The 19,554-nt window shown below is 45.2% G+C and carries 16 protein-coding genes; 7 read left to right on the top strand and 9 right to left on the bottom strand.

Annotated features, from left to right (window positions below):
* Positions 1 to 409: 409 nt before the first annotated feature.
* Entirely contained in the window at positions 410 to 784 is a 375-nt protein-coding gene (locus FGL37_RS09570; protein ID WP_028071867.1) for a DUF3127 domain-containing protein, read from the bottom strand.
* A 77-nt stretch (positions 785 to 861) separates the two neighbouring features.
* On the opposite strand from FGL37_RS09570, the gene FGL37_RS09565 reads away from it, so the two are divergent.
* The 7 genes from FGL37_RS09565 (at position 862) to FGL37_RS09535 (ending at position 7,560) form a co-directional block, all read left to right on the top strand.
* Positions 862 to 2,040 (top strand): THUMP domain-containing class I SAM-dependent RNA methyltransferase, encoded by a 1,179-nt coding sequence (locus tag FGL37_RS09565; RefSeq protein WP_028071866.1) that lies wholly within the window; start codon positions 862 to 864, stop codon positions 2,038 to 2,040.
* On the top strand, positions 2,033 to 2,680 hold the full coding sequence (locus FGL37_RS09560; RefSeq protein WP_028071865.1) for an HD domain-containing protein: 648 nt from the start codon (positions 2,033 to 2,035) through the stop codon (positions 2,678 to 2,680). The genes FGL37_RS09565 and FGL37_RS09560 overlap by 8 nt, the downstream gene beginning before the upstream one ends.
* Before the next feature lie 109 nt (positions 2,681 to 2,789).
* On the top strand, positions 2,790 to 3,557 hold the full coding sequence (locus FGL37_RS09555) for a glycerophosphodiester phosphodiesterase (RefSeq protein ID WP_028071864.1): 768 nt from the start codon (positions 2,790 to 2,792) through the stop codon (positions 3,555 to 3,557).
* Positions 3,558 to 3,643: 86 nt separating this feature from the next.
* Positions 3,644 to 4,483, top strand: a complete 840-nt coding sequence (locus FGL37_RS09550; protein WP_028071863.1) for an endonuclease/exonuclease/phosphatase family protein — start codon at positions 3,644 to 3,646, stop codon at positions 4,481 to 4,483.
* Between the two features lie 243 nt (positions 4,484 to 4,726).
* Entirely contained in the window at positions 4,727 to 5,545 is an 819-nt protein-coding gene (locus FGL37_RS09545) for a DUF4197 domain-containing protein (protein WP_028071862.1), read from the top strand.
* 160 nt (positions 5,546 to 5,705) lie between these two features.
* Positions 5,706 to 6,968, top strand: a complete 1,263-nt coding sequence (pepT, locus tag FGL37_RS09540; RefSeq protein ID WP_037534304.1) for a peptidase T — start codon at positions 5,706 to 5,708, stop codon at positions 6,966 to 6,968.
* A gap of 28 nt (positions 6,969 to 6,996) precedes the next feature.
* Positions 6,997 to 7,560: a nitroreductase family protein gene (locus tag FGL37_RS09535; RefSeq protein ID WP_028071860.1), complete on the top strand. Its 564-nt coding sequence runs from the start codon at positions 6,997 to 6,999 to the stop codon at positions 7,558 to 7,560.
* 98 nt (positions 7,561 to 7,658) lie between these two features.
* Here FGL37_RS09535 and FGL37_RS09530 read toward each other — a convergent pair whose 3' ends face one another.
* From FGL37_RS09530 to FGL37_RS09500, 8 genes are all read right to left on the bottom strand, one after another.
* Complete coding sequence (locus FGL37_RS09530; protein ID WP_179958476.1) at positions 7,659 to 8,357, bottom strand: energy transducer TonB; 699 nt, start codon at positions 8,355 to 8,357, stop codon at positions 7,659 to 7,661.
* Positions 8,347 to 8,895 carry an RNA polymerase sigma factor gene (locus tag FGL37_RS09525; protein ID WP_037534303.1) on the bottom strand — a complete coding sequence of 183 codons (549 nt, stop codon included), beginning with the start codon at positions 8,893 to 8,895 and terminating at the stop codon, positions 8,347 to 8,349. The genes FGL37_RS09530 and FGL37_RS09525 overlap by 11 nt, the downstream gene beginning before the upstream one ends.
* A 256-nt stretch (positions 8,896 to 9,151) precedes the next feature.
* Positions 9,152 to 11,089 (bottom strand): TonB-dependent receptor, encoded by a 1,938-nt coding sequence (locus tag FGL37_RS09520; RefSeq protein ID WP_232048668.1) that lies wholly within the window; start codon positions 11,087 to 11,089, stop codon positions 9,152 to 9,154.
* 6 nt (positions 11,090 to 11,095) lie between these two features.
* Positions 11,096 to 11,749, bottom strand: coding sequence for a carboxypeptidase-like regulatory domain-containing protein (locus FGL37_RS25730; protein ID WP_232048667.1), 654 nt, complete (start codon positions 11,747 to 11,749; stop codon positions 11,096 to 11,098).
* A 611-nt stretch (positions 11,750 to 12,360) separates the two neighbouring features.
* Positions 12,361 to 13,617, bottom strand: coding sequence for a YeiH family protein (locus FGL37_RS09515; RefSeq protein ID WP_028071858.1), 1,257 nt, complete (start codon positions 13,615 to 13,617; stop codon positions 12,361 to 12,363).
* Between the two features lie 123 nt (positions 13,618 to 13,740).
* Positions 13,741 to 15,522 carry an acyl-CoA dehydrogenase FadE gene (locus FGL37_RS09510; protein ID WP_028071857.1) on the bottom strand — a complete coding sequence of 594 codons (1,782 nt, stop codon included), beginning with the start codon at positions 15,520 to 15,522 and terminating at the stop codon, positions 13,741 to 13,743.
* 247 nt (positions 15,523 to 15,769) lie between these two features.
* Complete coding sequence (locus FGL37_RS09505; RefSeq protein WP_028071856.1) at positions 15,770 to 16,942, bottom strand: acetyl-CoA C-acyltransferase; 1,173 nt, start codon at positions 16,940 to 16,942, stop codon at positions 15,770 to 15,772.
* 156 nt (positions 16,943 to 17,098) lie between these two features.
* Complete coding sequence (locus FGL37_RS09500) at positions 17,099 to 19,528, bottom strand: 3-hydroxyacyl-CoA dehydrogenase/enoyl-CoA hydratase family protein (RefSeq protein ID WP_037534415.1); 2,430 nt, start codon at positions 19,526 to 19,528, stop codon at positions 17,099 to 17,101.
* Between the last annotated feature and the right edge of the window lie 26 nt (positions 19,529 to 19,554).

Here is a 19,554-nt window from a genome sequence, read left to right as displayed (position 1 = left end):
ATTAAGGCTAAATTACTAATAAAATTTACAATTCAAAATTCATTTATTAATTTTTTTATTTATAAAATGATAATTGGTTATTTTTTTTATGAACAATCTTGCCGACGACTGCTGCGACATACTATACGCTGTTTTAACGGAAAGAGTTGAATGTGAGGATCAATTGCTATGGAGTTTCTCTCGTCGAATCAGTTGGTCCATGGAGTTATCGGCCTTCCATTCGAACAGTGACGTTCTAGTCGTTCAGATGATATTGTATATCTTCGTGAAGAAGCGGCATTAGCATGCAGAAACTTTAGTGGAAAAGAGGAGGTAAAATTTATGGTCTATTGGGTAGAGCCAATGACAAAAAAACGAATCCCCGATAGGTTATACCGAGGATTCGTTGGCTGAACAGTCTTTACATATATTAGAACGGTAAATCATCATCATCTGATGAACCGGACAAATCTACAGGAGCCGGCATATCTGCATAACCGGGAGAAGAAGGTGCCGGAGCTGCATTTCCGAGTTTCGTCACCCGCCATGCCACCAAGGAGTTGAAATAGGTTGTTACACCATCTTTATTTGTCCAAGGGCGACCACGAAGATTAAAAGATACCTCTACTTCCTCGCCAATAGCCAGGTTATCAAAAATGGATGTTCTATCCTGTGTGGCTTCAAAACGGATATATTCAACAAACTGTGGATTTTCGGCATAAGCAACAATCATATCGCGTTTTTTGAATGATTCTGTCACTTGTTGTGTCGCTCCTATCTCGTGTACTTTTCCTCTAATTTCCATAATCAAAAAAATAAATATTAAAGCGTAAAATTAAGCATTTTTTGAGGAAGAGTTTAATTAACTTTGTACAAAATATGATGGAAGTTTTCAACACCCCCAATAAAGTTATTATAACGTGCAATAAACGCTTATCGCCTTATTTGCAACAGGAAGTTAAAGAGTTAGGTTTTGACATTGTCAGGGCGTTTTCGACTGGAGTCGAACTAAAGGCAAGCGTCAATGACACGGTCAAGCTCAACTTAAACTTGCGTACGGCATCGCAGATCCTGTATTCTTTGCAGGAGTTTACAGCCACTAACCCTACTGAGCTCTACGATGAACTGAGCAAGATTGCCTGGGAAGAACTCATACAGTTTGACGGTTATTTTTCAGTCACTTCAAACGTGGACAATGAAACGGTTAGCACTCCCCTGTTTGCGAATGTCAAGGTTAAAGATGCAATCGTAGACCGGATTAAAGCAAAAAAAGGGATGCGACCGAATTCAGGTCCTGATAACAATAAAGCGGTGGTGCATCTGTACTGGAAGGACGATCGCGCCGAAATTTTCCTGGATACTTCGGGCGAGACGCTTGCAAAACATGGTTATCGTAAGATTCCGGGCAAAGCACCAATGCTGGAGGCTCTGGCTGCTTCAACAATCATGGCTTCCAAATGGGATGGCGTTTCACCATTCATCAATCCGATGTGTGGCTCCGGCACGCTCGCCATTGAAGCGGCATTGATTGCAACCAATAGAAAGCCCGGCTTGTTGCGCATGAATTATTCTTTTATGCATTTCATCGGTTATGATGAAACCGTATTCTTCCAGGAACGCCGTGCATTAAAAGATCAGGTCAATAAAAAAGCTGCCCCCCAGATTATCGCCACCGATATTTCCGAAGAAGCGGTCAACGTTTCTAAAATGAATGCCCGCACAGCAGGCGTAGAGCAATTAATTTCGTTTCTGGTATGCGATTTTGCCGAAACACACGTTCCTAAAGAAAACGGCGTCATCTTATTCAACCCTGAATATGGCGAGCGGCTCGGAACGCATACCAAACTAGAAATTACCTATAAACGGATGGGTGATTTTATGAAACAGGAATGTAAGGGCTACAGGGGCTATATATTTACTGGAAATCCGGATCTGGCCAAAAAGATTGGTCTCCGTGCGTCCAGACGTATAGAGTTTTATAATGGTAAATTAGATTGTAGATTATTAGAATACGAATTATACGAGGGTACTCGCGAAAAAACAAAAGTATTGTATGAATAACATTATTGAACGCACAGTAGCATTTGTGCAAGATCGTTTGAAATTTGCAGAAGCAGGCCACGATTGGTCGCATATTCAACGCGTATGGAACAATACGAAGTTAATTTTAGAAGTAGAAAAAGCAGATGTCATGGTCTGCGAGCTGGCAGCACTCCTACATGATATCGCGGACAGTAAATTCCATGACGGCGACGAAACGATAGGCCCTCGCGTTGCCGGTGAATTTTTGACCAGTCTGGAAATTGCGCCCGAAGTGGTTGACCATGTTAAAAAGATTATCTTTAACATGTCTTTCAAAGCCAGCTTGGGTGAGGTCTCCTTTCATTCGAAAGAAATGGAAATTGTGCAGGATGCAGATCGTCTGGACGCCATAGGCGCCATCGGTATTGCCCGGGCATTTAGTTTTGGTGGCAACAAAGGCCGAGAGATGTACAATCCCAACATTCCGGTGCAGGAGTATAAAGATAAAGAGGCATACAAACATTCGGAAGCCCCCACAATCAATCACTTCTACGAAAAACTACTCCTGTTGAAAGACAGGATGAACACCGAAGCTGCCAAAAAAATTGCAGAACACCGGCATCAGTATATGCTCGGATTCCTGGATGAGTTCATGGCAGAATGGAATGGTAAAAAATAAATTACACTTAACAATTCCTACATATAAAAGTGGTACTTTAGATCTTGTGATGCAGGAGAAAAGTACCACTTTTTTTATCTGCATACGTTCAGCTTTTAAAGTAATACATATGAAAAAACACATTTTTACCTGCCTGACGCTGGCTATGGTCATTTCTTCTACCGCACTTTTCGCTCAGACAAAGGCGATAGCTCACCGCGGAGTGTGGAAAAATAGCCATCTTCCGCAAAATTCAATTGCTTCCCTAAAAGCGGCACACCAACTGAAACTGTTCGGTTCGGAATTTGATGTGCACCTGACCAAAGACAACATCCTTGTGGTCAACCATGACAATGACTTCTACGGGATCGATATTGCGACAGCAACCTACCAAGAACTTTTGGCCAAGAAACATCCCAATGGAGAGTCTATCCCTACTTTAGAAGAATATATCACAGCAGGCAAAAAACTCAAAGGATTACGCCTCATCCTCGAGCTCAAAACCAACAAACTGGGTGTAGAACGTACCCTAGAAGCGGCAACTAAAGCTGTCGAGATGGTGAAGGCATTGAAAGCAGAAAAAATAACGGATTATATCGCATTCAGCTTTGAAGCCTGCCAGAAGATTCATGAACTCGCTCCAAAAGCCAATATCCAATATCTGAATGGAGACAAATCGCCTGCTGATGTACATGCCGCAGGGATCAATGGACTGGACTACCATTATTCCGTGTTCAAAAAGAATGCGAGCTGGCTACAGGATGCCCATAAATTAGGCATGAAAGTAAATGCATGGACGGTCAACACCGCAGAAGAAATGCATAATCTGATCGGCCAAAAAATTGATTTCATTACCACAGACGAACCTGAATTGCTGCTTCAGGAGTTAAAAAAGTAACAATGCAACGATAACATCACAAGCAGGAACGACCGAGCTACCATTATCTGGAAACCCGATGTTCCTGCTCACATAATACAATAAAAATGCTAAAAAGAACCTTTATTCTCGTCGCCGCCTTATGTATTTCGTACATCGCACATGCGCAGAATTTCATTGCGGCAACATACAATATCAGACAAAAAAATACAGTAGATACAGGCAATATGTGGAATGACCGCAAGGTGCCGCTGAGCAATTTGATTAAATACCATGGCTTCGACATTTTCGGTATACAAGAAGGCTTCTACGATCAGGTTCAGGACCTGAAATCACTGCTTCCCGGCTTCGATTACGTTGGTGTAGGCCGTGACAATGGCGCGCAGGAGGGTGAACACTCCGCGATCTATTACAATACCAACCGGTTCAAAGCGATCAAGAGCGGGACTTTCTGGCTTTCCGCAACAGATACTGAACATCCCAACAAAGGCTGGGATGCAGCATTGCCTCGCATTTGTACCTGGGGCATTTTCGAAGATAAAACCAATAAAAAGCGTTTTATATTTATGAATACCCATTTTGACCATATCGGTCGTACGGCAAGGACTGAAAGCGCCAAGCTGATCTTGGCGAAGGCGAAAGAATTTGCTAAAGATCTTCCTCTAATCCTGACCGGTGACTTTAATGTTGATGAAAAAGACGCGGCTTACTTTACATTGGCGAACAGCCAGGTGGTTACCGATGTTCACGAGCTTGCACCGCTCAAATACGAGCCCAACTCGTCTTTTAATGGCTGGGGAAAAAGTATCCGGGCAACTGGTCGGATAGACCATATCTTTATCACCAAGCCTTTTCAGGTAAAAAAATATGGTATCCTGACAGACACCTATATAAACAAGTTCCCATCTGACCACTTTCCTGTCGCCACCACCCTGTCCTGGAAGTAGCGAAAAACGATACATAGATTAAATAGGGCATCCAAAATATTTGGACGCCCTATTTAATCTTGCCTGAATACTGCTACAGCATCACTTCTATTTGTAAATCCCCACACCATCGTCTGGCTCAGCAACCCTACCCTGTAGCGCATCTGCTACGACTAAGCACAATCTATGCGATATACGGGAAGCGATTTAAACTTTAATAAAAATTAACAGTCGATATCCGTAATTTTGACAACAAAACATAACATGATGAAATTTCCATTCCTATATTATTCGTTGTTCGTTGCGGGCCTTTTGTGCACCAATACCAGCGAAGCCCAGATCTTCAAAAAAATCAGCGAGGCACTCAACAAGGTCAATCAGACCGATAGCAGCAGCGCGGCAGCTAACGCAGCCAATAGCTCCTCCCACAACACCGCTCCATCAAATGGGTTAACATCCTTATCCAATAAAGATGCCAGCCTGGGCATCAAGCAGGCCCTGAGCAATGGCCTCAATGCCAGTATAGAATCTCTAGCCAAGAAAGATGGCTTTTTAGGTGATGCAGCCGTAAAAATTTTAATGCCGGCGGAAGCACAAAAAGTGGAGAAAGCCTTGCGTGCTGTAGGAATGGGAAAACTCTGCGATCAGTTTGTTCAGAGCATGAACAGAGCTGCGGAGGGCGCTGTAAAAGAGGCTGCTCCGGTGTTCGTCAATGCCTTATCGAAAATGACCATTACAGATGCGACCAATATTCTTCTGGGCAGCAAGCAAGATGCGGCGACGACATTCTTTAAGACAAACACATCTGCAGAACTCACCACTAAATTCAGCCCGGTCATCCAGTCGGCCATGGGCGCGAATCATGTCGATCAATACTGGACACAGCTGACGACCGCTTATAATAATCTGCCGCTAAGCAATAAGGTGGAAACAAACTTGACAGCTTATGTTACCCAAAAGGCCATTGACGGACTTTTCATCAAAGTTGCGGATCAGGAATTAAAGATCAGAAACAATATTGGAGGCAGCAGAAATACCAGTATCCTGCAAAAGGTATTTGGCTATGCCGATGAAAAGAAATAACATCGGCTGAAAGTGCCCCGAAGAAGCGGGGAGATCTTGCATAAAGGTTATCCGGAGTAAACAAGACTTGTCAGTTTATTGACAAGTCTTGTTTGTTTTTGCCCGAAGCGCGGTAGAATTTGTAAATTTGGTCATCCTTATCACATTAAGGCGATGCGAAATGAGTATATTTGAGATTAATAACATAAGTGACTTTTCGGTTTCGGAAAGGTTTCAGCGCTACGTACAGATTGACACCCAGTCTGATGCAAATTCACCCACATGTCCTTCCACTGAAAAACAGAAAGATCTCGGCCGCTTATTGGTAGAAGAATTGCTGGCATTGGGAATAACGGATGCCGCGATGGATGAAAACGGCTATATCTATGCCACTATCCCCTCGAATACCTCAAAAAAGGTTCCTGTCATTTGTTTCTGTTCTCATATGGATACGTCGCCGGATTCCTCCGGAAAAGATGTAAAACCGCTGGTTCATCACAACTATCAGGGGCAGGATCTGGTCCTGCCGGATGACAATAGTATTGTCATTAGATATGCCGAACATCCTGACCTGGCCAACCAGATCGGCAATGATATTATTACCGCCAGTGGGACCACACTGTTGGGGGCTGACGATAAGGCCGGAATTGCCGAGATCATGGATGCTGCACGGTTGTTGATGAAACACCCTGAAATCAAACATGGCGATATCAAGATCTTATTTACACCGGACGAAGAGATCGGTCGTGGTGTTGACAAAGCAGACTTAAAGCGCCTGGCAGCAGACTTTGCGTACACGATGGACGGTGAAAAAGCGGGAACTATCGAAGACGAAACATTTTCTGCCGACGGCGCCACCTTAACGATTTATGGGGTCTCCGTTCACCCGGGTTTTGCCAAGGGAAAAATGCAGAGTGCGATCAAGATTGCCAGCGCTGTTGTTGAGGCGCTTCCGAAAGATAGATTATCACCCGAAAGCACCAATAAGAAAGATGGATTCGTACACCCGGTACATATTTCCGGAACTGTGGAAAAAGCAGAAATTCAATTTATCGTACGTGATCACCTGACAGCGAATCTAAGAAAACACGAAGCAGAACTGGAGTCCATTGCCAAGACTGTTGTGGAACAATACCCCAACTGCAGCTATACGTTTACGGTGAAAGAACAGTACCGCAACATGAAAGAAGTGCTGGATCAGCATCCCGAAATCATGGAGATCGGCATGGAAGCCATCACAAGAGCAGGCATGGTTGCCGAAAGAAGAAGCATTCGTGGTGGTACGGACGGATCACGCCTTTCCTTTATGGGCCTTCCTTGTCCAAATATCTTCGCCGGCGGGCATGCTTTTCATGGAAAACAGGAATGGGTATCCGTACAAGATATGGAAAAGGCCGTCAAAACAATTTTACATGTTGTATCTTTATGGGAAGAACGAGCATAAACAGATTCTAAAATTCAACTATAATTTAATGAAAAACGAGGTATTAAAAGCAATACATTACAGACGATCGGTATTTCAGGCTTCTTTCACTGACGAGGAAGTAAGTAAGGAAGACATCCTGAGCATTCTGGAAGCAGCTAATGCAGCTCCAACCCATAAACGCACACAGCCATGGCGTTTTGTCGTGTTCCGCAGAGAGGGATTACAACGCTTGGGAAGTGAGCTGTCGCGCATCTACAAAACGATTACACCTGCTGAAAAATATACGGAAGCCACGGAAATTAACATGGGCAAGAAAGCCACGCAGTCAAATGTTGCGATCGCTATTGTTGTCAACTATACAGGCGAAGTCCCGGAATGGGAGGAGCTGGCCTGTACAGCTGCTGCCGTCGAAAACATGTGGCTGGCTGCACATTCCCTAAATATCGGTGGTTACTGGGCATCTCCCGGTCTGATCAACCATCTGGGCAGTTTTCTAAACTTGGAGGAAAACCAAAAATGTATCGGTTTATTCTATCTTGGTCATCATGAATCAGAATCCCGCGAACCAATACGTACGCCTATCGAAGAAAAGATTCGCTGGGAAGAATAAAATCTCCTTGATCAAAGGTCGGGCTGCGAGCTGATTAATAAAAAACCTATCTGGTAGATTTCCATGGTATACTAAAAAAGGATAGTCTCTATGGAGGCCTATCCTTTTTCTATTCCAAAACAATGCGGCGGCTTTATAATAGTTCCATGTTCCACATGGTTTCTGTTAGGAAAAATGATCTTCAGCCGGCCTTTACTTCCCTGCCACTTAGGTCCGGATTGGAGAAGACGGATGGCCTCTTCGGCAAGCGAGCGCTCAGGCTTTCCTTCGGCCTCAATATCGGCTAGCGAGCCGTCGTTACTGACCGTAAAAGTTACGATAATCTCTCCGCCGCCGACGGCTTTGTACTCCTTATTTAAGTACTTTTCCAAGGTTTTCCAGCCTTCACGTGGGGAGGCATCTCCACCATCCAGAAGCGGTTCAATACTCACTGTATTCTCAGGCTCACTTAGCTCAACATCGGTCGTCCGCTCGGCTTTACCGTTAAAATGCCGGAAATACAACAACGCCAATAAGGTCACAAAGATAACACCTGCTGCTGCTCCTATCGCCAGGCGCTGCCAGGAATAGTATTGTGCATGTCGCGTGGCGATCGTCTGCTCCACCCTACGATTAAGCCGTTGCTGCAATAAACTCAATTGTCGGGCATCCACACCATTCTGCAGGCGATATCCATCAATGGCATCCTGAAGGAAGGGGTCATCCAGTGCTTCCTTTTCCAGCTGAAACATTTCTTCCTTGCTCATCAGGCCGTGGATGTAATTATGAATCCGTGATAATTGATAATTATTTTCCATTTTCTTTCCTTTCCATACAGATTTTCAAGTTTCGCTTCCCATTCTGGATAGCGCTTTTGACTTTATTCAGTTCGTATCCCGTCAAATCTGAAATATCTTTATAGCACTTCTGTTCTAAATAAAATAGACGGACGCATGCCTGTTGTTCATAATTCAATGTCTGCATACAACCTTCTAACTTCTCAAAGTCTCTCTCTTCCCATTTACGTTCATCTGCATGATGGAGTTTCTGCTCGCTTTCATACAGATTATCTTCGATATCCACATGTGTTGTGCGCTTATCTTTGCGTAGCTGCATCAGGCAGTAATTTTTGCTGTATACATGCAGCCAGCTCTTAAAATTGTCCACCTGATAATGGCGCAGCTTCTCAATGAGTTCCTCAAATATCTGCATCACCGCATCCTGACTACGATCAGGGTCCTGCAGATACTTAAAGCATACCCCATAGAGCAATGACATATAAGGCGAATACAGTTTCCCCAGCGCAGCCAGATCTCCGGTCATTTTATAATGTTGCAATAGCTCTTTTTCGTTCATGCGCAATTCTTACACCTTAATGATGATTTAAGATACGGTTTTCCATACATAAATTAAGCAGAAATTAAATTTAAGCCGCTGTACAGCCAAAGGACTGGCGCGCTGCGCCATATATTTTACCACACAGCAGATAGCGGCTTACATGATTCAATATAGCAGCCGGTAGCGCTACCGCGAGCAGTGGAGGACCGGTACAAAAAAAGGCTGTCCAACGTATTGAACAGCCTCAGATAAAAATATGTTATGAATTACGGATCTAATTTCCTTGCTTCCAATTGTACCGGAGTGTGACGCCGTAGGTCCTCGGATCCGCCACTACGCCGGCATACTGGCCATAGCTGCCGGGAGCGGCAAGCAATTGTTCATAGTAATCTTTGTTGGTCAGATTTCGGCTCCAGACAAAAACAGAAACACCATTGGAACCTCTAAACCCTAAACGGGCATTCAGCAGCGTATAAGCATCAATATTCAGATACTGTGAAGGGGACGGGCTCGAGGAGAATTTGGACCGGTGAAACAGGTCAGCCCCTAAAAAATAGGACCCATTGATGCCGATGAGCTTTCCGCTCTGATTTACTTCAGCCCCCAGTGACCAGGACCATTTGGAAACTCCCGGAAGCACACCGCCCGAAACATCCTTGAAAGCCTGCGCTCCGCCGACCTCTTCGAGAGGCACGGGTGCATTGGTAAACTTCACGTACTTGGCGTCGGTATAGGCCAATGCTGCATTGAGACGCAGGTAATGCCCAATGTTGATATTACCATCCAGTTCCACCCCTTTGACCCTAACTTTCTCTGCGTTCGCCAGATATCCCCGATTTACTCCGGGTTCCGGCGTTTGCACCTGCGTCTGATAGTCCTTGATATCGGTCTGATAAATAGACAGGTTAAGAATAGAATTCCGCGACGGATTGGTTTTCACCCCGAACTCTTTGTGGCGCACTGCCTCAGGTTTTACCTCTGCCAGATCCGTTAATACAGCGCCATTGGCAGTGGGCAATCCGCCGACATTGATTCCGATCGGTTTATAGCTGATCGAATAAGTTGCATAAGCATTAACTTTTGGATTGAAACGGTACCTCGCCGAAAGCTGTCCGGAAAAGTTATCGGCATCGGCATTAATATCAAAAGTCTGGTTGGTATACACGCCATTTTTAAGCGCCAACAAGGCAGGATCTTCGGTCTGCAGACCTCCATAAGTCTGCCGGTCATAATTGGCCACCTTTTTATCATAGTTGTAGCGCAGGCCGGGGAGGATGTGGAGTTTGGAAGTGACCGCCCAGTCTATCTGCGTATAGGCGGCTAAACTTGTACTTTTAATCCCATATACCGTCCGGATACCAAAGTTGTCAAATAAGCCCGGTGTTTCCCAAAGCGGGCTTGTCGAGTTCTTCTGAAAGCGCCAGAATGCTGACCCCGTTTCCTCGGTATGTACTGGATCGGTGCCAAGATCCTGCCATAGACCAAACAAGCCAACCACACCGCTGACCTTTTCGCTGATTTTTCCGGAATACCTGAATTCCTGGGACCATTGATTGTGCACCGAATTGCCGGCCGACACGGTATATACCGGAAGACCTAAATAATCGCGGTCGTTGAGCGGCACCCAGGTCCATTTTCGCCATGCGGAAGTCGACGTCAACGTCCCCTCACCTATTTTTATATCCGCGTTTAAAGCCACACCTCCCAGCTTATTATCGGCCTTGGATTGCGTGTCCAGATCTATCTTGCGCTCAAAGGCACTCTTGTAGGGTAGCTCGTAATTCAAATCTTTGATGATGGCATCGAACTGCCGATAATCGGCCCGCTGCGTCTTCACGACGCCAGCAACAGCCCAGCCATACCCATCCGGTCTCTGGGAAGAAACATCCCCCGAGAGGACCAACTTGATATTTTCTGTTGGCGTAAACAATAGCTGGCCCCTAAATCCCAAATTATTGATATCATTAATCTTGCGGTTGGTATGCACATTGAAGAGGTTACCATCCCGCTGCGTTCCTGAAAAAGAGGCCCGGGCAGCTAAATTTTTGGCCAGCGGTCCTGAAATCGATGTCTTCGCCTGAATAAATCCCTGATTCCCGTAACTCACTTCAACATTCGCTTCGGGCGTGAACTGCGGCAGACGCGAGGTAATGTTAAAAGCTCCAGCTGTGGTGTTCTTTCCAAAGAGGGTTCCCTGTGGGCCCCGCAGCACTTCTATCTAGTCGATATCAATAAAATCCAGCCAGGTAGCTGCCGGGCGTGCAATATAAACGCCGTCCAAATAAAATCCCACACCGGGGTCGATACCATCATTGGTGAGGCCATAGGTTGAGCCCAGCCCCCGAATATTGAGTGTCGTATTACGTGCATTCGAGGAGTAAAGCTGTACGGTGGGAACAAGCTCTTTTAATCTGTTGACGTTAAATGCTCCCGCATCTTCCAATGCTGTTCCGCGGATAATCGACACGGGAATTGGCACATCCTGTAATTGCTCTTTTCTTCTGCGCGCCGTGACCACCACCTGATCCAGTGCCTCCAGCCGGGGAGTAAGCTCAATCACCGCAGGCGACTGTTCAACCACAATCCGACGGGTCTGGTATCCAACGATAGAAACAATCAGGGTAAAAGGCAATTTTTGTCCTGTGACAAACTGGAAAACACCTTTGCTATCGGTTTTCACCTGATGTGTCACGGCTTCCAGCTGAACAGTGACTCCCTGCAGGGGTTCTTTCGTGACCGCATCGATTACCGTACCTGTCAATGAAGCATTTATAATAGGTTTTGGATTTTCTACTTGGCCATAACTCTGTGATATACCCGTCAGCACGAGGCCTAAAATGACGCTAATTCGAAAAATAGCATTTTTTTTCATAAATTTATACAGTTTAATAGTGAACTTAAACAAGTGCCAACGCCAATCGATACTTGTTTCATTGTTAAAACTTTAAAAAGGGAAGCTTCGGCTTCCCTTTTCCAATATAAGAGAGTATAAGAGAGAAATTCTAGCTACACATTCGCTCAGCCCCAACTGTAAAGCTGATCTTCAACTGATTTTCGGAAACTAACCGTGATCGTTTTTTTGAGAAGTAATCTTGTTTCATTCTTTTCTAATTAATTATTTATTGGCTGGCGAACACCGACATGCCACCGTCCGTAGCTCAATGACATGCACCTCGGGATTCACCTCGTTTTCACGTTAACCTTCTTGACGTAAGCCATCCGGATAACAGCACAAATATATAAATAATTTTTAAAAGACTACTAATTTGATAGATTTTATAATATTTTTTTTCAAAATACACTATACACGCTTAATATCAGTCACTTAACCAATTATAGGACTCATCACATGCTTAAGGTCGCTACGGTGACAGCCACGCTTGACCTTCGTCAATAATGGGTAGGCCTCTCCTTTCGGAGCAAGGAGAGGAAACAGTTTTTAAGATGGGTAGCTCTCATTGCGCTTTCCGCGGGCTTGCCAGATTAACGGAATAGCAATAGGGCGATCAGCAGGGTAATCGCTACATTAAACGTCTGAGCGATCAGAAAAGCATAAAGAGGTTTCTTATTATCTTGGACAAATAGGTCTTTGAAGTTTGTTTCCAAGCCAATCGAAGTAAAAGCCAAGGTAAACCAGAGTCCTTGTAGATTCTTTAGGCTTCCTTTGACGGCGTCCACCTTTTCAGGCGAAATGACGAAAGAGAAAAGCAGGGAAGCAAACACGAAACCAAGCACAAACTTAGGGAAACGCTCCCAGATAATTTTCAGCGTAGGCTTATCACGCTTAGTTTCCTCATCGACCGACTTGGCGTAGGTCCAATAAATACTGATAGCAAAAGCGGCAAGGCCGAGCAATACGTTTTGTGAGAATTTAACTATCGTACTGATCTTCAAAGCCTCTTCACCCACGAGTGAGCCAGATGCGACGACTGCTCCGGTGGTATCAATGCTTCCGCCGAGCCATGCACCGGTGACTTCTTGGGAAAGCCCCATCCATTCGGCCATGTAGGGCATGAATATCATCATTGGAATCGCCGTAATAAGCACTAAAGAAATCACATAAGACAGCTTCTTGCTATCTCCTTTTATCGCTCCGGAAGTTGCAATAGCAGCCGAGACTCCACATATTGAAACCGCACTGGACAGCATCAGCGACATTTCTTTGTCAATCTTTAGTTTTTTACATATCCAGAAAGCGAAATACCATACCGAAAGAACTACAGCAAGTGCCTGAATAAGCCCGAGCGATCCTGCTTTGAGGATATCGCCGAAGATCACGGTTGTACCCAATAAGATGAGGCCGATTTTAACATACAATTCAGTACTCAGGGCTTCTTTAAACCAGTCGGGTAACTTGAAACAATTGCTGATCAATAGCCCGACGGCCAGACTAAAAATAACCGCCTCCAGATTGTATTCTTTTACCGTCGCATTACCTGCCAGTATCAGTGCCAATACCGTTAGAACAAAGACCACTGGAAATACGACAAGGAGGGATCTGACCGACTTACCGAGCAGCCAAGCTCCCAAAACCGCTGTGGCAAAGACAAAAATAAATTGTTGTCCTAATTTGGCCATATTGGCCGAATCCGCGATCGTGGAAACCAACTCCGCAGAGTCGCCCCAAGAAAAACTGGGCACCGGCGCGACGACACCCGAAAGCGCTAAAAAAATGGTAGCTAGCCCTAAAATGACTACTACCCAATCTTCTGTAAATGCAAATGATCTTGATGATGCCATATGTTCTGGTTAGTATTAAAAAAATTAAATTTAGCATAATTACCGATATTTTACCTATTGTAACACAAAAATGGCCGAAGATCGCTCTCCGGCCACATAACCAAAACCAATAATCATTATCAATCAAAAACAATATCTATTTTCTTCTATCAATTTTTTGGCAATTCGCTGCCGCGCGTCCTTGATATTGAACGGCTGGGCTTTGGTGAACCTACGCAGACCGACCAACATCATGTTGAGTTCATCGCCTTCAGCAAATGAATACAACGCTTCTTTTCCCGCCACACTTACCTTATCTATGGCACCGTACAGATAGATTTTTGCCATATCGGTTGCGTACACGGCTTTTTCAGAACCCGCATGAACAAGTTTCTCGGCACGCAGCAGCACGGATTCGGCAATGTAGACATAACCTATAATGTCAGCAATGTTCATCAGGATCTCTTCTTCTTTTGAAAGTGACATCATCAGTTTTTGCACCGCTGCTCCAGCAATTAACAGTCCTGCTTTTTTCAGGTTGGCAATAACTTTCTTCTCAGCGGCAAATGGTGCATCATCCTCTTCTGCGAAATCAGGAATAGCAAGTAGTTCACCTGCAACGGCCTGCGCTGGTCCCATTAGATCCAGCTCGCCTTTCATCGCCCGTTTTAACAGCATATCCACAATCAGTAACCTGTTCACCTCGTTGGTCCCTTCGAAAATTCGATTGATACGCGAGTCGCGGTAGGCGCGCTCCATGGGGGCATCCGCTGAATAGCCCATTCCGCCATAAATTTGTACACCCTCATCCACCACATAGTCCAACATCTCAGAGCACCATACTTTGATGATGGCACACTCTATAGCAAACTGCTCAACGGATTTAAGCTTTGCTTTGGCTTCATCCATGCCCTCAGCGATCAAAGCATCGTAAGCATCATCAATATTCTGACCAGCGCGATAGGAGGCCGACTCTACAGCGAACAGCCGCGTCGCCATTTCGGCAAGCTTGTGGCGGATTGCGCCGAACTTAGAAATGGGAAGATTAAACTGTACACGTTCGTTGGCATATTGGACAGCGTGACTAATGACCATCCGTGCCGACCCATTCGTAGCAGCTCCCAGTTTTATCCGTCCAATATTCAGAATATTCACTGCAATTTTAAAGCCGTTTCCACGCTCGGAAAGCATATTTTCAATAGGCACCGGACAATCGTTGAAAAAAATCTGACGCGTAGAAGACCCCTTGATTCCCAATTTATGTTCTTCGGGATTCATGGTGATGCCACCAAATTCTTTTTCAACAATAAAGGCCGTAAGATTTTTATCATCTTCAATTTTGGCAAATACAATGAAGATATCCGCAAAACCACCATTGGTAATCCACATCTTCTGTCCATTGATGAGATAATGTGTTCCATCGGCATTTAATTTTGCTGAGGTACGTCCTGAATTCGCATCCGATCCTGCGTTCGGTTCGGTCAGACAATAGGACGCTTTCCACTCACCTGTAGCTAGTTTGGGAACATACTTAGCTTTTTGTGCCGCGTTGCCATAATAGAGAATCGGCAATGTGCCAATACCAGTATGTGCCGACAAGGCTACGGCAAACGAAAATCCGCCCCCTACAGCATCGGCGACAAGCATAGACGTATTAAAATTCTTTCCAAATCCACCATACTGCTCGGGAATAGATACTCCTAGCATACCCAGTTCACCAGCTTTGTCCAACAAACTTGGCATCAGGCCTTCCTCCTGCGCATCGATGCGGTCAAGCTTATTTAATACCTCCGTCTCTAAAAAGTCTAGACAGGTTTGGCGGATCATTTTCGCCTCTTCATCAAACTCTTCTGGAATAAAAATAGCGGTATATGGCGTTTCTCTTATCACGAATTCTCCGCCTTTTATTGCTTTATTTTCGTTCATAGCTTATTGGATTAAATGTGTAAAGAACAAGGATAAAAGACCTTTTCCCTACATTGATTTATAATTAATTCAAGGTTTTAATAAAATTTGATATACTTTTCTGAATATTACCAAATCTGGCAACAGCATCCCTACAGGGGATTTCGCTAAAAACCTAGTTCAACAGATAGCAATAATTGTATTTCTAATTCAAAACTTGAGCCTCATGCAAGTCCCATATTCTGATTCCTTGATCTTTATTCACTATCTACAGTATTTCAAAAATACCGGCTGCTCCTTGTCCCGTGCCCACGCACATCGTGACCATACCATATTTTTTGCCCCGACGTTTCAGTTCATGAAGGATCTGTACCGTAAGCTTGGCCCCTGTGCAACCTAGGGGATGCCCCAATGCAATGGCTCCGCCATTGACATTCACCTTATCTTCATCCAGTCCCAGTTCACGGATAACGGCTAAGGACTGCGACGCAAAGGCTTCATTTAATTCAAATAAATCGATATCCTCTTTTGTTAGTCCGGCCTGTTTCAACGCTTTTGGAATAGCATATATCGGTCCGATGCCCATGATTCGGGGCGGCACGCCAGCGACAGCGAAGCTGATTAGTTTGGCAACTGGTTTTATCCCCAGCTCTTTGACTTTCGCTTCTGACATGACCAGCACGAATGCCGCTCCATCTGAAGTCTGCGATGAATTTCCTGCCGTCACAGAGCCGTTGGCAGCAAAGACCGGTTTTAATTTGGCGAGTGCCTCCAATGACGTATCTGCCCGTGGACCTTCGTCGGTATCCACCACGTACTCACGCGTGCTCAGCTTACCATCTTTCAGGTAATTTTCCTTGACTGTGATCGGCACGATCCCATCTTTAAGGTGTCCGTTCTGAATAGCAGCTACGGCCTTCTGATTGGATTTTAACGCAAAAGCATCCTGATCCTCACGCGATACATTAAAGTCCTTTGCCACTGCTTCCGCTGTAAGCCCCATCCCCCAATACCAGTCTGGGTGCTCCTTAGCCACTGCAGGGTTCGGAACGATTTTCCAGCCTCCGAATGGCATACCTGACATCACCTCCACACCGCCTGCGACAATCACATCGGCCATACCGGCCTTGATCTTGGCAACGGCGGTCGCAATAGTCTCGAGCCCAGATGCACAATAACGATTCACAGTAACTCCCGGAACTTTATCGGTGTCCAATCCCATCAAAGAAATAAAACGGGCCATATTAAGTCCCTGCTCGGCTTCGGGCATTGCATTTCCAACGATAACATCGTCTATATCTTCTTTATTCAAATTCGGTACAGTGGACACGAGATGTTTAATCACGTCTGCCGCTAAATCATCGGCGCGCATAAAGCGAAATCCTCCTCGAGGCGCTTTACCTACTGCTGTACGAAATCCTGCTACTATATATGCTTCCATTATTTGAATATTAAGATGTGAGATTGGAGATATCCCCATGTCACATAGTAGTTTTTAATTTTTTTTTTGAAATCCGAAAATCATTTTTTGGATCTCATCTAGTGGAGAACACCATTCTTCTACTTTCTCCTTATTTAACAGATCAAATCTCCAATCCTAATTCCGCAAAGGCTTCCCCTTGGTGAGCATATGCTGTATCCGTTCAAGGGTCTTGCGCTCCGCACAAAGTTCCAAAAAGGTCTTACGTTCCAGATCCAATAGATATTGCTCAGAGACTTCAGTAGGTGCCGACAGGTTGCCGCCACACATGACCCAGCCCAACTTTTCTGAAATCTTACGGTCATAGTCCGATATATAGTTTCCTTCCCGCATGGAAGATGCCCCGACATAGACAATACCTAGCCCCTGATTGCCCAGAACTTTGATATCATCACGCGGTGTAGGCTGCACATAGCCGGCATCAGCCAATTCCAATGCTTTGGCTTTTGCATCGGCCAGCAGTCGCGCCCGATTCATGGTGATCGCGAATTTGCCCTCCTGCAGATAGCCCAATTCGTACGCTTCGACAGCCGAAGTGGAAACCTTTGCCTGACCAATGGTCAAAAATTTATCTTTCAACGTATTTTGTACGATCTGATCACTTTTAAATTCGTCGGAAGCGCGGAGGGTAAACTCTTTTGTACCGCCCCCGCCGGGGATGACACCTACTCCGAGTTCCACGAGTCCCATATACGTTTCGGCATGCGCCTGCACAAAATCGGCATGCATCGCAAACTCGCACCCGCCACCCAAAGTCATCTGAAACGGTGCTACGACGACCGGTATGGAGGAATAGCGCAGGCGCATGGACGTATTCTGAAACGCCCGTACAGCCATATTCAGCTCGTCAAAATCCTGTTCGACCGCCATCATGAAAATCATTCCGATATTTGCCCCAGCAGAAAAGTTTTTCCCATCGTTGGAAATGACCAGGCCACGGTACTCTTTTTCGGCTAGATCAATCGCTTTGTTTAAGCCCTGGATCACGTCGCCACCAATGGTATTCATCTTGGTATAGAATTCACAGTTGATGATTCCATCTCCGAGGTCAATGATCGACACACCTGTATTCTTCCAGATCGTTTTGCTTTCACGAATATGGTCCAATACAATCAGGTCTTCAGTACCGGGAATCGGTTTATACGATTTTGTAGCGATATCGTAGTAATGACGAACACCATTTTTGATGGTATAGAACGACTCATGCCCAGACTCCAGCATTTCGTGTACCCAAGAAGCCACTTCGCCATCCTGACCGGGCAGGCGCTTCTCTTCGGCTTTAATTTTCGCCAATGTCTCCCGAACACCCAATGCATCCCAGACTTCAAAAGGTCCAAGTTCCCAGCCAAAGCCAGCACGCATGGCATCGTCTATACGGAAAAAGTCATCTGTAATCTCCGGCACGCGGCGTGACACATATTCAAACAAGGGATAATGCATCGCCCGGAAGAGCGCAGCAGCTTTATCGGTCCCCTGTTCATACACTTTCATACGCTGGCGGATATCCTCGACGGGCTTGGTCGCTTCCAGTGTGGACGATTTAACTTTCTGCTGTGTGCCATATTCCAGTGTCTGAAGATTTAAGGATAAAATTTCGGAATTACCATCGGCACCTTTGACCTTCTCGTAAAAGCCTTTTTTTGTCTTTTCACCAAGCCATTTATTTTCCACCATCTTGCTGACAAATTCAGGCAGCGTAAACACCCCCTTGGCTTCATCCTCCGGTGCATTTTGGGCCAGCCCATTAGCCACATTGACCAAGGTGTCGAGTCCTACAACATCCGCCGTACGGAATGTCGCCGATTTGGGATGCCCCATCGCTGGACCAGTGTATTTATCCACTTCTTCTACCGTCAGCCCCAGAGGTTCGACCAAATGCGTTACGGCAAGCATAGAATACACGCCGATACGGTTGCCGATAAAGGCTGGAGTATCTTTACATAAAACCACGGATTTGCCCAACATCTTATCCCCAAAATGCAGGATAAAATCGACTACTTCGGGTTTGGTATGTGGCGTCGGAATCACTTCTAATAACGGAAGGTAACGCGGCGGATTAAAAAAGTGCGTACCGCAAAAATGATCTTTGAAATCTTCGCTGCGGTCCTCCGCCATCAGATGAATAGGAATCCCAGAAGTATTGGACGTGATCAGCGTACCGGGCTTACGGAACTGCTCTACGCGCTCAAAGACAGATTTTTTGATATCCAGGCGCTCGACCACGACCTCAATGATCCAGTCCACATGTGCGATATCTTTCAAATTATCATCAAAATTACCGGTCTTGATACGCTTTACGAATGATTTGCTGTAAATTGGTGATGGATTTGTTTTTAAGGCTGTCTCCAGCGAACTGTTGACAATCCGGTCCCGGACGACCTTGCTCTCCAATGTCAACCCTTTCGCCTGCTCTGCAGGCAAAAGTTCACGGGGAACAATATCCAGCAACAGCACCTCAACACCAATGTTAGCAAAATGACATGCAATTCGCGAGCCCATAACACCCGAACCGAGAACTGCCACTTTTCTAATATTTCTGTTCATCATAATATATTTATCATGCACATCTGCGC

It is taken from the genome of Sphingobacterium thalpophilum, from assembly GCF_901482695.1.
Classification (GTDB): domain Bacteria; phylum Bacteroidota; class Bacteroidia; order Sphingobacteriales; family Sphingobacteriaceae; genus Sphingobacterium; species Sphingobacterium thalpophilum.
The sequence above is the reverse complement of the archived record's forward strand: the minus strand, read 5'-3'. Positions and strand labels throughout refer to the sequence as shown.